Raw genomic sequence first — 16837 nt, forward strand, 5'->3', positions numbered from 1 at the left:
TTCTTCGTGTACTTCGTGGCTGAAAAAGTACCTGCACAGCTCGATGTTATTTATTGAACGTTTCTTAGCCGGATAATACATCTTCAGAAAATAAAATGAAAAAACTGCCACTCATTTTGATCATTGACGATGAAACCGATATTTGGGATGTGATTTCGCACGCCCTCAAACGGGAGTCTGTTGAGTTGATCTTCGCGAAAAACGGGAAGGAAGGCCTGGAACTTTTTTATGAACGGAAGCCCCTTGTGGTGCTTCTTGATCTGCGCATGCCTGTCATGAACGGAATGCGCTTTCTGGAAACGCTCCAACCCAAACATTCAGACCCTTATTCTGTGCTGGTTTTAACCGGTCATGGGGACGATGAAGAAGTAAAAATCTGTTACCAATCGGGCGTTCATGGATTTCTGCGTAAACCAATCAATGTGTTTGAACTTCGTGGACTGCTCCTGCAGACGATTGAACTGAAACAGGCACAGGTTGATTTAAAAAATCAGTTTGAACAACTCCGGCAACTCCAGCTTGAGAAAGATCAGGAATCGCATCGGTTAGCCGATGAACAAGACATTTCCGGTTTTTTCAGCTCTGTGTTTTATCTGTTTGTTCTGGCCAACCTGGAAGAACGGTCGGTGGATGAAATTCTCGAATCCGCTGAAGACTTTTTAAAAAATGAGATGAAGCTCGATGTCGTATTGATGCTGGACTCCGAAAAATCTAACAGTGTTTTTCAGGAAGGAGAACAGGAGCTTTTGCTAAGGGCTGTCATTTCCGGAGAATCCATCACTCGTCTGGAACAGGCCTTCATCTGCTATGTCCCGCCGTTGGCTGTTCTGGTGAGAGATCAAGTCAATATTGATCAGGATAAAATTCAGACTTTCGTTTCAGCGGCCGCGTCACGACTGCTCTTCGCCATTGCGGAAGAAAACAAACGTATCATGAACAGAATCCTGGAAGAGGCCATTTTCATGGTCAATTCCAGGGGGAAAATCGAGCCGGGTTTCAGTGATGTGTGTTTATCCATGTTTCAAATCAAAGATCGGGAGCAGTTTATTGAAATGCTTCCCGGTGAATTGTTGTTCGGGAAAAACGCTAAAGCGGAACAATTCTTTGAATGGCTTCAGTTATGTTATAACAGTTTTCTGGATTTTGATGATTTGGTGGCTGTTCAACCCTCTGAACTTCTTACTGAAGAGGGCAGATGCTTAAGTTTGAAAATGAGTCCGGTCTATAATAATGATCGACAACTGCATTTCATTTTGTTCAAATTGACTGACATCACTGAACAAAAACTTCAACGTGCCAAAGTCACGGAAGAGGAAGAACACAATGCGATGATCATCAAAGTCGCCTCCGATCAGGAAGGCTTTCTCCAGTTACTGGATGAGGTGGAGATGTTATTTCTGGAAATTTACGGGGAATTGAGCCTGCCTGAGGAGGAACTCAATATCCAGAAACTGTTTCGCTATTTTCACACTCTCAAAGGCGGAACAGCCAGTTACGGCATGAAACGTGTCGCCGCCGCGTTCCATGAACTTGAAAATCAACTGACCCTCTTTCAGGATTCCTTTCAGTCTATTGATCTAATATTCATTTCCCAAATGCTCAACAACACCAACGAAGTTCAGGCGCTTTACAACCAGACCCTGGAATACCTCAACGCCTTTATCCCTCAGGCTCCCGGCAAATCCCGCGAAAAAAACTATAAGGTTTCTGAATTAAAAGTTAAAAAGGTTGAAGAGGCCGCCGCCAGAATTCTGCCGATTCCCCTGTTACAACCGATACTGATCGAAGTGGATCGTTTGCGGATGGAACCGATTGGCTCACGCTTCAAAAGACTGGTCTTCATGGTGGAAGAACTTTCCACCCGTTTCAATAAACTGGTGGAAGTCAAACTTGTCGGGACAGACCTCGAAGTTCATATAGAGCCCCTGAGATACTTTTTGGGAACCCTGGTCCATTTGATCCGGAATTGTGTGGATCATGGGATTGAAGAACCGGAAACGAGAATCCGCAACGGTAAACCCGAAACCGGCACAATCACCATTAAAACCTTTAAAGAAGGAAATCTCTTAAAAATTTCGATTGCGGATGATGGAAAAGGGATTGATGTCAGAACCCTTGCGAGAATCGCTCTGGAAAAAAAGTTGATGAACGAAGAAGCCCTCGAAGCCGCCACAGAACAGGACTTGCTACAACTCATTTTCGCAGCTGGTTTTTCTACAAAAGAGGAAATTTCGGATATTTCCGGACGTGGTGTGGGAATGGGCGCCATCAAGAGCGCTGTGGAGGCTCTGCGAGGGTCCATCAGCATCATCAGCACGTTGGGCGAAGGAACAACCTTCGAAATTGCTATCCCCCATTTTTAATCAGGAAAAGATGGAACATCTGGAAAAACTGAAAATTCTGGTACTCGATGATGAAACCGATCTCTGGGAAACCATTCAGGATGCTTTGAAACGGGAACCTTATGAATTACACTTTGCCAAAAATGGCAGGGAAGGGTTAGAGCGTTTTTATGAAGTGAAACCCATCGCTGTCCTGCTTGACTTACGCATGCCCGTCATGGACGGTTTCGCCTTTCTGGACAAGCTTCGTCCAAACCGGGAAGATCCGTATTTTGTTCTTGTCCTCTCGGGTCATGGGGATGATGACGATGTGAAAGCCGCTTATCAGTTGGGCGCGCAGGGATTCCTTCGCAAGCCGTTCAATGTGTTTGAACTCCGGGGAATCCTCAAACAAAATATTGACTTAAAACAAACGCAAAACCATTCAAAACAGGAATTACAGCGTCTCTATCAGGAACAATTACAGGAAGCCGCCCGCCTGAAAGCCGAGCAGGAAATATCGGCCTTTTTCAGTTCGGTGTTCTATTTTGTGCTGGAAAATCTCGAGGAGAGGTCCCCTGAAGAAATATTGGCCTCCATTGAAAGTTTCCTGCGGGATGAAATGCGTCTGGATGTCGCGGTAATTCTGGATTCCCGACAACAACTGAACAGCTTCAATACCGTGGAAAAAGAACTACTGCTCAATGCGGAAGCGGAAGGAGAACTGATTTTTCGGGAAGGCGGTTATCTCATCTGCCTGATACGCCCCCTGTATGTCCTGATCAGAAATCCGCCGGATGATTTCGACCAGGACAAACTCCACACCTTTGTTTCTACCGCGGCGTCACGCCTGGGTTTCGCGATTGCCCAGGACAGCAAACGGATCATGCATGAGGTGTTTGAAGAAGCCGTACTCTTGATCAACAGTCTCGGAGAGATTGAACCCGGCTTCACTGATATTTGTTTGAAGTTGTTCCATATTGCCGATAAGGCCACGTTTCTGCAAACAACACCGGGAACCCTGATGTATGGAAACACCCCTGACGCGGAACACTTTCAGGAATGGATTCGCTTATGTTTTGAGGGGGCGCTGGATTTTTCGGACATGCGTGCGTTGCAACCGACAGAAATGAAATCCCCGGACCACAAAATTCTGGAGATAGAGATGATCCCTATCCGTGATAAGGATCAGAGTTTGAAATTTATATTGATAAAATTTAAAGACGTCACCGCCTTGCGTGAACAGCAGGTTGAACTTGAACACCAGCAACATGTGCAGTTAGCAACCCTGAAAGTCATCAAAAATCGATCAGCATTCCTGAATTATTATCGCCTGGTGATGGATAGTTTTTCCAGTCAGGACGCAATCTTATCGGTTCCGCATACTGATCTGATTCGTTCGTTACATACCGCAAAAGGGATGTCAGGTGTCTTTTACCTGAAAGGCATCCAGCAAAAATGTCATGATGCCGAAACCCTGTTAAAACTTGAACCGACACTTTCACCGGGAAGTTCTGTGATCGAATTGATCCAATCCATTGCTGACTGGCTTCAGGATTTCATCAACAAAGAGGTTTTACACTGGGTTCTGGGGGAAGATGACCGGTCCTTCACCGTTGACAAAAACTGGTTTTTACATATCCAGCGTCAGTTTCAGGTTCAAACGGATTTCACGCAGAACAGGGTTCAGCATCTTCTGCGGCAAATCACCTTCATCCCGTTGATATCTCTGTTCAAGCATTTTGAAACGGTTCTGCAGGATTTGGCAGTGGCTCGGGGTAAAAGTCTGTACCCTCTCATGATCAATGACGATTCCGGCATTTTTGTACCACCGAAGGTATTGGATAACTTAATAAACTCCATGAGTCATCTCTTTCGCAATGCGGTCGATCATGGCATAGAAACCACTGAGACCAGGACCATGCTGGATAAAAATGAAATGGGTCGTATTGATCTTCATTTAGAAAGTGATGCGACTCACCTGATCATCCGGGTTTCAGATGATGGACAAGGCATTGATCAAAACAAACTGTTGAAGCATGCCGTCTCAAAAAACCTGATTTCGGCTGAAAAAGCCACAACGCTGAACAACGATGAAATCCGGCATCTGGTTTTTTGGGATGGCCTATCCACAAAAGAAGAAGTTGATCTGGTGAGCGGTCGAGGTGTCGGGATGAGTGATGTGAGAGCCTCATGCAGGGAACTTGGCGGCACCATTGATTATCAAACCGGGATTGGTAAAGGAACCATCTGGACCATCGCTCTGCCCCTGGAACGTATTTATGGCGAACTGGTTCCGCCTGAATACTATGCGTTGAACATTGTTGAATCTGTCCCTGAAAAGTCGGGGGTTGGTCCTGTTTTCTGTCACAAATTGTAGGGGCGAACCTGTGTGTTCGAACTGATACCAATGTCGTCAACTTAAGGCGTTCTTCGCCGTGGAATCCCCTTTTCAAAGGGGTCATGGGGGATTTAAAGCTCAGAATAACATCCCACTAACCCCCTTGAACCAAGGGGAATTGGTGCCAGCGCCTTCACAATGTCGTCAACTTAAGGCGTTCTTCGCCGTGGAATCCCCCTTTTCAAAGGGGTCATGGGGGATTTAAAGCTCAGAATAACATCCCCCGCCCCAGCACCCTTAAACCAAGGGGGAATTGGTGCCAGCACCTTCACAGGGCTTAACTTAACAGACGTGGACGAGACGTCAGGAACCAGAGTAGTGTTAAAAAACTTTTGATCGGGTACTTACCATCCGGTTGACGCTAAGGAACATTCGAAAAATAAAACAGATAAATTCTCCGAACAATATTTCCTGTCGGGCACACGTAGAGACGCGCTATAGCACGTCTCTACAGACCAGAACAGGAGAGACTGGATTGGAAAATGTTTACAACTTATTCTTTTGCCGTTCCTAAAATCATAAGAACAACCCCGGGTGTACTGTCGGCGCAATCCGTTTCATTAAAAGGTTTCAAACATGCTGCATATAGGCATTATCGGTGGATCTCAAAAACAGATTGATACCTTACTGGCCATCCATAACACCAATAAAGTCCCCTTTTTTTCCAGATCAAATGCTGTCATTTCCGTGATTGAAGCGGAGGAATCCGCAGAGGAATTGCTGATTGATGCATTGTTTTATGTGTCGCCAGTCAGTCATCTGGAACATGATTCAAAGCAGGCGAGAGCGTCCATGAAATGGATCCGGGGACTCCGGAACTACTCCTCTTATGGCGTCCGGAAAACGATACGAGGTTGTCACCATCTGTTGATCGGAGACATTCCACAGTATTTGAACCAGATCAAAAAAATGGATATAGATCTGTTTGTTCATTTTCAGGAGAACCCTGAATGGCAAATCGTCGACAGCATAGAACTCTTGTTCCATAAGAGGGACTTGATTGAAATGCCCGAGATCCATTCTGTGACAGATTCCTCCAAAAACACGCGTCAAGCCTCAACGAATGTCCGTATCCCTGTCAGTGAAATCGATACAGTCCGGTTTCAGGAAAACGGGGATAATGAGAAGGCGTCCTTGAACGAATCATCGCCCCGGTTTCATTCGGTGCGCCTGAAAGATCAGGAAGGAGCCCAAACGATTGCGGAACTGAAGGGTGTGGATATTCCGTTTCAAAATATCACCTCCCTGACTTTCAAGCAAAAAGGCCAGGGCAGGATGTCCCTGCCCGTTGATTCAATCCAGGCCTTGAAATCCGGGAAACACAACGTTTGGGCGCTGGAATTATTCGAATTGTGGAAAATCCGGGAAAAAGTATGTGCTTCGGGGACATTTCAGTTACGTCTGGACGCGACAGCCTTCAAAGACCTGGTCATTGATGAGGCTTCCTATCTGCCGATCAGATTGAATCATGCTCTTTCGCGGGTCAACCGCCGGTGTGAAGCGCAACAATGGGACAAGTACATGGAATTCCGGACCTTCAGTCTTCAGGAACGTCCTGTTTTGATCGCGCTTGACGCGGATTTGGCGGCCATCCTGGTGAAACAGATCGGGAACATCGGGTTCAAGGATGTACGGATCATTACCAATGATGATGAACTCGGGCAGACACTGAATGAATGCCATCTCTTCAATGAAAATCAGGAGTTTTCAACCACAGTCAAGTTTCCTACCTTAATCACGACCCAGGCTCGACAAGCGCAGATTAAACAACAATATCCGGCAATCCAATGTTATGGAATTCCCGGGTTTGACCTCATTGATCCCAAAAATATCGGGCAAAACGCGGAACGGGAACTTTTAAAAAATGAAGTCGAAAACAAGATTCAGAGTCTCCTGCAAGAGGCTGAAAACAACCCCTTGCAGACGTTTTACCTCAAAATCGTTCATCTGTTCATGATGTACCAGCTTGAGGAAAATACCACTGATATCATCGCCAAACTGCAGAAACAGACGGAACATTTTATTGGAAATTTATCCAGACTGTTTCAGGCGGAAGCCCGGAAAATTCAGGAACAGAAGAATCTAAAACTGAAAATAGAGGCTAAAATCAAAGAATTGAACGCGGAGATTACCAAATTAAACCTTGCGATCACTGAGGCGGAACAAAAAATCAAAAAACTGGATGGAGCTTTGCAGCAAAAAAAGGCCCTGACGGATCAAATGGCTGAACAGGAACATACCGTGAATGATCTCAAAGACCAAATCAGCGCGACAATCCTGGAACAGGAAAAACTGAAACTGGAAGTCGAGGCCGACCGTGCGGATCGTGAGCAAACTACTCTGCAACTGGAAGAACTTAAAAAAAAGTATGATGATTTGTTGTTCCAGCACGAAAAAAATAAAGTGATTTTCGGTACGCCGGAGCAGGTCGCAAGAATCAAAAAACAGATTCAAAAATTCCCTGCACGGAAACAGTCGCTGGAGGACCAGATTGCGGCAACTCAAAATATGCTCGACACACTGTCTGTTGCGGTGAAGCAACTCAACGGAACACAAAATAAATGTGCTCAACTCGAAACGCGTCTGAAAAATGAGAAGCATACCCTGGAACAGTTATCCGAAAAAGTGGAAGTCACCATGGGAAAACATGAACGGGCCTTGAAGGCGTTTCTGTTGCATCATGAGAAGGTTACAAGCCGTTTGAATCTGGTTCAGGAAGCCTTGAATAAACTGAACCTCCGCTATCAAAAACTCAGCACCGATCTGATGGGGCGTGAATCGGCCTACCAACAGGAAAAGAGCCATGCTGAGTCGTTTGGTCAAAAAATTCTGAACTGGATCAGAAATATCGGGGACATCAGTGAACTGGGCGAAGGGCTTTCCACTCTGGGAAACGAGGCCGATGTGGGCTTGCGGGAAATTAAAGAACTGATTGAGATGATCAATAAATTGATGACTCTGCGGAAAATTCAGGATGCCGACCAGTCCCTGGTAACAGATGTCATGGCGACCCTGGAGAAAAATTTCACTTTTTATCATTTGCCGCAACTGGAACAACTGGAGGCTCCGCTCGTTTTTATCGGGGACAAGATGAATTATCCTGTTTTCACCAACAAGTTACTGTCCATGGTTCAGGCCAATGAACAAAAGGGCGTCACGTTGAACTGGGATCGGTTTGAACATACCAATGTCTCATTTTCCAAACAGATCATCCTGCTCGACCTTTCAGATCGGGCCGACGATGAAGAACTTCATGCGAAAGTCGGTGAGTTTTGCATGCAACTGGCGTTGCAAAACTTTATGATCATCCTGTTACCTGATGAAGTTCTCTTTGACCCTAAATGGCAGGTCTTCAGAAGCATGTCACTCTGCCTTCCCGCAAAACATCTGGACACCTTTCTGGCACCGCCCTTGTTCCAATGGATGCAAAACATCCAAAAATGGAATGCGCTGTAGACCCCTCATTTTCCTCCATTGTAATTAATTTTTTTCCTCCCGGCTAAAATAGATTTTTTGGCATGGTCTTTGTTATATTCTGTCCTGAAGGTCAGATGTTGTCCTGAATCTCATATCCTGTATTGCTTTTATGCAATAAAACAGGTTATAGCTAACATGATGTGTTCCGGGTTTCTGATTCCCGATGTTTTGTAAAAACCTCATCGAACCAGTCCTGATCACATCACAAACGCAGGAGACAGACTCCACGTATTGAGCATTCTTCAACTGGAATGCGGAAATATTGAATAACCTTTTGCAATAAAAACGATATGTCCAAGAAAGCTTTGGTAATGGATGATTCACCGATTATCCGGAAAATGTTGACACATGGCCTGACCCGTTCGTTTGGCTTTGAGGTCATTGAAGCCGAAAATGGTCAGGATGGATTGACAAAGACCTCCCAACACGAGTTTGATTTGATTTTTTCCGATATCAATATGCCGGTCATGACGGGGGTAGAATTTCTTGAAAAGTTCCGTAGCACCAACACCACAACCCCGGTGTTCATGCTTACCTCGGAAAAAGAAGATGTTTACAAACAAAAATGTCTGGATTTAGGAGCAACCGATTTTTTCAAAAAGCCGTTCAAACCAAATACCATCGAAGCCGCGTTGAAACAACTTCTGGAGGGGTGATCAGGCTGATTCATCAATTGCCAGACTTCTGGTTCCCATGCTCTGCGTCAAGGCTGTTAAGTTAAGAAATTACCTGCGAGAAAATCCCCCTTTTCAAAGGGGGCATGGGGGATTTAACGCTCAGAGTTACATCCCCCTAACCCCCCTTAAACCAAGGGGGAATTGGTGCCAGTGACTTCACAGGGCTTAACTTAACAGACGTGATGCTCTGCGTGGGAACCTCCGGGGGCAATGTCGTCAACTTAAGGCGTTCTGCGCCGGGGAAGCCCTCTTTTCAAAGGGGGCTTGGAGGATTTAACGCTCAGAATTACATCCCCCTAACCCCCTTGAAACAAGGGGGAATTGAAACACAGCACCATTCAGAATGCTTAACTTCTAACACCTGAAAACAAATGGGTATAGTCATTGAACTGAGAGACTACAAAGACAATAGTGACAGTGGCGACTTGCCGTTAGGCAAAGACAGCTTTCAGGAAGTGACAACGGCCAGACAGTTGGTCGCGTTTGTCAAAAAGACTGAAGGCAGTTGCGCTCTGACGATCAATTTGCCCAAAGTTGAATTGGCTAAAGCCATTCCCCAATTGGTTGAGTTACTGCACAAAAGCAATCCGGCAATCCAGAAGCATGTGCTGGAAATCCTTGGCAATATGGGAATGCCGGAAGTCGTTCCCCACATCATTCCTTATTGTTTTCAACCAGACCCCTATCTCAAAGCCCAGGCAGTCAAGTCGCTCGAACTGTTGGGGCAACCGTCGGCGATCCTGCCCTTGAAAGATTTGCTCAATGATAAAAATCAACGCATTCAGAAAATTGTCAGGAATGCCTTGAGTAAACTCATCAGCAATGAATTTTTGTTGACGATGGTCAGCAACGAAGAAGAAAAATCAGGAATTTCTACAGAAGAAACATTCTTTGAGCTGATTTCTATCTTCAATGAAGAAGAATTCCATAATTTGTCTCCCGGCACAATGAAGTCAATTATTGAATTCTTCCGTAAAAATCATGAGAAAGCCCGACGAACCGAAGAAAAACTCCTGCAAAAGCAATGGGAAGCCGATGCGGTAACGCAAAAATTATTTGAACTGCAACAGCAGTTGAAACAGAAATACTCTGAATCCAGACTGGAACTCGATCTTTTCAGGAAAAGTATTTTGTCCCACACCGAAGAGCGGCATCTCTTACCGGGGGTGATCGACACTCAAAGTCATGAGTTGGAGCAGTTACATACACGTTTTGATGATCTTACCCGTGAAAACGCTGACGCCAAACTTGAGATTTCAAAGTTGCTGGCCACGCTTGAAGAGCAAAGGTCACAACACAGGGCATCCCTGGCAACCCGGGAAACAGAAGCCGAGGCGGATGAAATCGGGTTGGAGCAAGCCTTAACCGCATCTCTCGAAGAAAATGAAACAGAAAATGAGGATGACGAACTAGAGCTGGAAGAGTCTTTAGGCGCTCTTGATTCAGCCTCCGACAACGAATTGACAGCGGAACATTTTGATCCGGGCATTGTAATCTTTAATGAAGAAATCCTGGACGATCTGCTACTCAATGATCAAGCCCTTGAGTCCAGTGCACCGGCCAAACGGATGTTGTCTGAAAAAATTGTGATGGTCGAGCAAAATCATGATGCGTCAGACTACCTCAAAAGTTTGTTGAGATATGCCGGCTTTTCCAACATTGTGGTGTTTCATGATGGCCGACTTGCTTATGAAACAATCCGTCAATCCCATGATACCATCAGCCTGATTCTGACGGCACGGTCTATTCCGCAAATGAACGGTCTGGAACTGTTAACCAAAGTGCGATCGTTTGAACAGGAAGACGGCTTGAAACCCTGTCCGGTGTTGATGATCACTGAAGATCTCAACACCTACAAAGTCAATGAACTCCACAAAGCCGGAGCAGCCGAAGTATTTCCAAGGTTATTTATTCCTGAAAACTTCGTTGACAGGGTTATTCACCATTCTGGCGCCGAAAAGGCCTTGAGTGCTTCGAATCTGACCCTGGAGGCGGCCAAAGAAGAACTGCTCAATCTTGCTAAAACCTGTCAAGTCCAGTTTTGTAAAACCACTAAAAAACGCATCACCCTGTCTGTCAAATTCCCTCAGGATCTTCGTGCCGCGCCAACACGCATTCCCGGATTTCAGGAGATTTTTAAAACACTCATCGAATTCAGCATCGTTTCCGCGGTAAACCGCTCAACAGTCACTCTGCATTTCAAATCAACGGACTCATCCCGCGATTCAGTATTCCAGTTGAACGCCAGTTTTATTCCAGACAAAGGGAACACTTTTCTTTCTCTGGAAAATCAATTCAATGATTTAGAGGACGTTGCCTCTGGAGAATTGAAAGAAGTTCAGAACACGGATACCCTGGGACAAAAATTCATCCAGATCACACTGGCGTTCTCACAGCAGGGAATGATTCAATCCACTAAAGATGGACGTCACTCCAGTGAAGACTTCGATGATGAAGAAGTCTTTGATTTACTGGACGATCTGGAAGAAGACGGAAGCGATATCCAGAAAATTGTCTCCTCCCTGCATAAACTTTGTGAGGAAGAACCGTTCCGGTTGTTTTCAGTATTGGACTATCTCCATGATGGCCATTTCGAACAGGCTCACCGGGAAATTTTAGAAATGTTGCAGAAGTTGGACAGGGTCGATATCATCCCCTATTTAATCCGGCGTTTTCCTCAACTGCACAAGGAATACAAGCTGTGGACACTGTCCTTCATTGCTGAAAAAGATCTCAAAGCAGGACTGTACTTTATCATCAGTGTTCTCCGGGACGAGGATGAAGAAGTTCGGCATCGGGTTCTGTCGGTTCTGCTCAAGCATTTTGACGCGTCTTTTCTGCACCTGTTGATGCATTCTTTTGTCCGTACCTTCCACCTGCCACGGACGATCAAACAGACCGATATCCTCAGACGCCTTCCGCCAAAGGAACGCTCGGCGTTTTTTCAGGTTCTGTTGTACAATGAATCCTTTGAACTATCGGTTCCGTTCCTGTTCGGCTATCTGGACGCGGCGGCGCCCTATGAACAAGAATCGATTTACACTGCGTTGGCGGCCCAGGAATCGCTGGCGTATCTGGCTGAAGAACAGACAGAAATTCTCAAAAACCATTTTGAACAACAGCACGTTCTGCGACGTTTGCCTCGAATCACCTTGAGTTTGTTGCTGTCCACCAAGGCCGATCTGCTGAAATGGTTGATGAAACAGATCAAGCCCGCTCATTGGGTCGAAGTCTTCAAAGCAAGATTTGTGAAAGACATCAAATCAGGCTGGGAAGCCATGGGCATGTTTGTTCAGGAGGGAATGCAGGAAATACTCGATCATATCGTCCAGGCCGATGAATTGCTGGAAGCTGAGACTCTGGCAGAAGATCAGGAAAAAGAGATTTATCGAATGCTTCACATGAGTAAAGGCATTGCCTTGAGTCTGGACCTGGAAATATTGGTCGCACTCTATCATTATGTGGAAGATCTGTGGTCCCATACCTTGAACAGGGACGACATGGATTTGGCAGAGTTGGACACTTTTAAAAAGCACTATAAATGCTTGCTCGATGTGACAAAAGCCGCTTCACGGATCTTGCGTCTGGCTGAACATGACGACTCCTTCCTGCGTGAAAAAATCGCGCTCAACAGTGTTTTCCCGAGAATGCAGCACCTCTTCAATAAATTGACAACGATGCTGAGAAAAAAAGCAACGTTGACCCTGCTCGAAGAAAAAGAGTTTTACCTGAACCCGAATTTGCTGAATTCCTTGAATGAGATGCTTATTCAATTATTAAAAAACAGTGTGGACCATGGTGTGGAACTGAGTGAAGCCCGTCTTCGGGCCGGGAAATCTGAGGTTGGTGAAATTCAGTTGAGAATTGGTGAAAACAACGGGAACCTTCAGATCATTGTTTCTGATGATGGCCAGGGACTTCAAATTGAGAGAATCGCAAAAAAATGTATTGAGAAAAATTTGTTGACTGAAGCTCAGGCAACGGCTCTTCTGACAGACCCTGCCAGACACCATGAACTGTATGAGTTTATTTTTGCGTCTCAATTCAGCACAGCTCAAACCACCTCTGAGGTTTCCGGACGAGGCGTTGGTATGGATATCATCAAATCAGAATTGAATGACATGGGTGGAACGATCGCTATCGAATCAAAAGCCGGAATCGGCAGTTCCTTCATTCTTCAAATCCCCTTGCAGGAAAATCAAATCGTAACTGAAGCCTGAACAATAGTAAGCGTTCAGCCGTCAGTTATCAGTACGATATTTTTTGCTATTGAGTTATAATGCTTCTGAAGCGTATAAACACTGAAAGCTGAATAATGAAAGCTGAACGCTTACGAACAATATTCTGTTCAGGTGTCAGTTTGACACCAAATCAATAGGAGAAATATGCTACCCACTACTGAAAAAAAAAATGACCGTATTACAGCACGAGTGCCTACAGATATACGCGAACGTCTGATAGAAGCCGCAGCGTTTTCTGGAGCGACCCTGAACCAGTTTTTAATCCAGGCCGCAATTGAAAAGGCCAACACAATCCTTGAAAAAGAACGGATCATCCATCTCTCTTATCATGATGCGGAAGTATTTTTTAAGGCACTGGAAAATCCCCCCAAGCCCAATCAACGTTTACGGAAAGCCATAACAAAATATAAAGATTCAGGCCTCTATGAACCCGTTCAAGATTGAGCTACTGACAACAAAACATCACAAACAGAAATTTGATTGTGGTGTGAAAGAACTTAATCATTACCTTCAATCAATGGCATCTCAACATGCCACTAAAGGAATTTCCAGAACTTTTGTTCTCGTACATCCTCAGGAACCAGAGAATATCCTGGGGTTTATCACTCTGTCCATCTGTGAGATTAACGCTCAAATACTTCCAACGCAGTTCGCCAAGAAGTTTCCCTCTAAAGTTCCTGGCGCAAAGATTGGTCGATTAGCCATCTCCCGAAAACATCAACGACAAGGATTAGGAGAACTCTTGATGCTTCATGCAATGAATCAAACGCTTCTGGTTCATCATGTCTTTGGCCTTACCGGAGTATTAGTTGATGCTAAACATGAACAGGCACAACAGTATTACATCCGCTATGGATTTATCCCATTACCCCAAATACCACTGACGTTATTTCTTCCGATAAAAACTCTCTTGGAAGCATTTAAATGAACAATCGCAATTGTTCGAGAAAGCCAACAGGGAAAACGCAATGACTAATAAAGTTATCGATCTGTACCACTACAGAGATCCATCCTCCACCATGGAGACTGTCCTGACGCTTTTGTCGAAATGGTCACAAAAATCCCGGGAGCAGGCAAACCTTGATCATTTGAGATTAAGGAGCCTCCTGCCAGCCCTGTTTCTGGAATTCAACCATTATGAAATGGAGCTCAGAATCAAAGTGATCGATCTGCTGGCACAGGCTCAGATTTCAGAAGCTGTGCCCTTTCTGGTTGCCTATCTGAGTGATTCTGACCCGGAAATGAAAGCAAGTGTAATTCAGGCCCTGGGCGTGCTGAAGAATCACTTTGCGGTTCTGCCTTTGAAAAACGCCTATGATCATGAATCCCCGGAACTCAGGCAGGAGATTCTCAAAGCACTGAGCCTGCTGGTGGACGATGTGTTCTTTTCTCATTTTTTGGGGAGTGATCCAAATCTGAACAGAATTACGATTGCCATGGAACTTCTGGACATGCTCTCGTCCGAAAATCAGCAATTACTATCTCCCCGGGGATTCAGAATGTTCCTGGATCAACTGCTTCCACATTTTTTAAAAATCCGACGTGCGGATTTTGATGTAAAAACATTAAAACAGACCATAAACACACTCGAAAATGAATTACATACGCATCATGATCAACATGAGCGTGCCCTTGAAACAATGAAATTCCAAATGAAAATCCAGCATTTGCAGTTACAGGGTTTTCTGGAAGTTCCTTCTGCCCGGGATGTTTTGGAAAGTGACGCGCCTGTTGAGGAAAAACCGTACCCTGTGCAACCTCAAAAGTTTTTGAGTTTGAAGGAGGTGATTATTCAGGCAAACAAAAGTGTCCTTGAAGAAGACACCCGTAACAATGTGAGGAAAAAGGTAACCTTTACCAAAACGCTACAGCTCGAACCTTCGATGGCTGAGAACTTACTGTTGCTTCTGAAACACCTCATGAGCCTGGCAAATTCAATTGCGAGACCAGACCGGAAGGTTCAGATCCGGATCAATGACATACACGCGGATCAACCTAGCACTTCCACTATTATCACGATGAAAGGAACCGCCGTTGATCCAACCTCACTTGAACGTTTGATCTCAACCCATCCCGTGTATCAGGAACTGAAAAGAACGGTTTCTTTTCTTGGCTGGACAGTAGACAGAACCATGGATCGTGGTGATTTCTGTATCACGATTCAGGTAAAATCTCCCTCTTCAACTTTACCTTGAAAACAATAAGGAATTGTAAAAGAATCAATTGTAAAAGTTTGCTCGTGCCCTACGTCCCGTTCAGGGCTGTTAAGTTAAGAAATTACCTGCGAGAAAATCCCCCTTTTCAAAGGGGGCAGGGGGATTTAAAGCTCAGAATAACATCCCCCTAACCCCCTTAAACCAAGGGGGAATTGGTGCCAGTGCCTTCACAGTGCTTAACTTAACAGACGTGTACGTCCCGTGGTTCCTAACCAGAAAGTTTTCCCTGTTATTTTTTGAACGTTCCTAACAGTTGTTTCCTATGATTGAGCACAAAATTATCATTGTTGATGATGAAATGATCATCCGGCATATGATAGAAAAAAAATTATCAGATCAGGGTATTGAGGTGCTTCAGGCAACCGATGGACTCAGTGGACTCCAATTGATTCTTGAACATCCTGAGGTCAAACTTATTGTGACTGATTATAAAATGCCCCGGATGGATGGTTTTACCATGCTGAAAAAAGCCAGAGAGATCCGCTCGGACTTTCGTTTTATTCTGATGTCCGGTCATGCTCAAGGAGGCGATATTATTGATGCCTTGAGGTTGTCTGCCAGTGATTTTTTTATTAAACCGTTCAATTTGGGGACTTTTTCGACATCCATCAAACGCAATTTGATTGAAATCGAGCAGGAAGCCACACAAAAGCACCTACAGGAACAATTGCTCCAGTCTGCCAAATTGGCTTCCATCGGGGAGTTAGCCACTGGAATTGCTCATGAAATAAATCAACCACTGTCCTATATCAGCGGCCATGTTCAAACACTTCTGGAAGATATTGAACTGGAAGATGTCACCTTGAAGGAGGTTTATGCTTTAATGAAAGAGTTCGAAAAACGCATCGGGCGAATCAACTCCATAATATCCCATCTCCGCTTCTTTGGTCGTGAGCACGGATCAACATTCAGTGAGACAAATCTGGTCGATGTTTTCGAAAGCTGTCTGCTACTCCTCAACGAAAAAATTCGCCTCAGAAGCATTGAACTGAAATTTGAACACAGTGAAAATCTGCCTTTGATCAAAGGAAATTCTCATCAGTTGGAGCAGGTGTTGATCAACTTGTTCCAAAATGCCATTGACGCTCTGGAACATCGAAACGATGGGCGCATCACCGTTCAAATCAACCATCATCCTGAAAAGGAGGTCATTGAGATACGCTTTACAGACAATGGAAGCGGCATTTCACCCAAGGATTTAGGTCACATTTTTGATCCGTTCTTCACGAAAAAACCGGTAGGAAAGGGGACGGGTCTCGGGCTATCCATCTCGTTTGGCATCATCCAGGCCCATCGGGGAACCATTGTCTGTGAGTCGGAACTCAATAAGGGAACCTGTTTCATCATCACCTTACCGACACCAACGGATCGAGAACAGACAGACTAAGGGGCCGCCAAACGTAGAGACGGGTTTGAAACCCGTCTCTACCGGTTATTTCTTTATGCCCCCTAAACCTGAAGGCAATGATTGATTTTATGACAGAATTTTAATCTTGTGAATGTG

9 protein-coding genes are annotated in these 16837 nt (G+C 44.9%); all 9 read left to right on the forward strand.

What is annotated here, in order from left to right:
- The first annotated feature begins 95 nt into the window (after positions 1-95).
- The 9 genes from HQM11_03820 to HQM11_03860 all read left to right on the forward strand — a co-directional run bounded on the left by HQM11_03820 (position 96) and on the right by HQM11_03860 (position 16720).
- A complete protein-coding gene (locus HQM11_03820; protein MBF0350129.1) occupies positions 96-2363 on the forward strand; it encodes a response regulator in 2268 nt (755 codons plus the stop codon).
- Positions 2364-2373: 10 nt separating this feature from the next.
- Positions 2374-4701, forward strand: a complete 2328-nt coding sequence (locus HQM11_03825; GenBank protein ID MBF0350130.1) for a response regulator — start codon at positions 2374-2376, stop codon at positions 4699-4701.
- A 597-nt stretch (positions 4702-5298) separates the two neighbouring features.
- On the forward strand, positions 5299-8178 hold the full coding sequence (locus tag HQM11_03830) for a hypothetical protein (protein MBF0350131.1): 2880 nt from the start codon (positions 5299-5301) through the stop codon (positions 8176-8178).
- A 311-nt stretch (positions 8179-8489) separates the two neighbouring features.
- Positions 8490-8855: a response regulator gene (locus HQM11_03835; protein ID MBF0350132.1), complete on the forward strand. Its 366-nt coding sequence runs from the start codon at positions 8490-8492 to the stop codon at positions 8853-8855.
- 392 nt (positions 8856-9247) lie between these two features.
- Entirely contained in the window at positions 9248-13096 is a 3849-nt protein-coding gene (locus tag HQM11_03840) for a HEAT repeat domain-containing protein (protein ID MBF0350133.1), read from the forward strand.
- Between the two features lie 165 nt (positions 13097-13261).
- Entirely contained in the window at positions 13262-13561 is a 300-nt protein-coding gene (locus HQM11_03845) for a DUF1778 domain-containing protein (protein ID MBF0350134.1), read from the forward strand.
- Positions 13542-14045 (forward strand): GNAT family N-acetyltransferase, encoded by a 504-nt coding sequence (locus HQM11_03850; protein MBF0350135.1) that lies wholly within the window; start codon positions 13542-13544, stop codon positions 14043-14045. The genes HQM11_03845 and HQM11_03850 overlap by 20 nt, the downstream gene beginning before the upstream one ends.
- A 40-nt stretch (positions 14046-14085) precedes the next feature.
- On the forward strand, positions 14086-15312 hold the full coding sequence (locus tag HQM11_03855; GenBank protein MBF0350136.1) for a HEAT repeat domain-containing protein: 1227 nt from the start codon (positions 14086-14088) through the stop codon (positions 15310-15312).
- Positions 15313-15595: 283 nt separating this feature from the next.
- Positions 15596-16720 (forward strand): response regulator, encoded by a 1125-nt coding sequence (locus HQM11_03860; protein MBF0350137.1) that lies wholly within the window; start codon positions 15596-15598, stop codon positions 16718-16720.
- Positions 16721-16837 lie beyond the last annotated feature (117 nt).

It is taken from the genome of SAR324 cluster bacterium (assembly GCA_015232315.1).
Lineage (GTDB): Bacteria > SAR324 > SAR324 > SAR324 > NAC60-12 > JADFZZ01.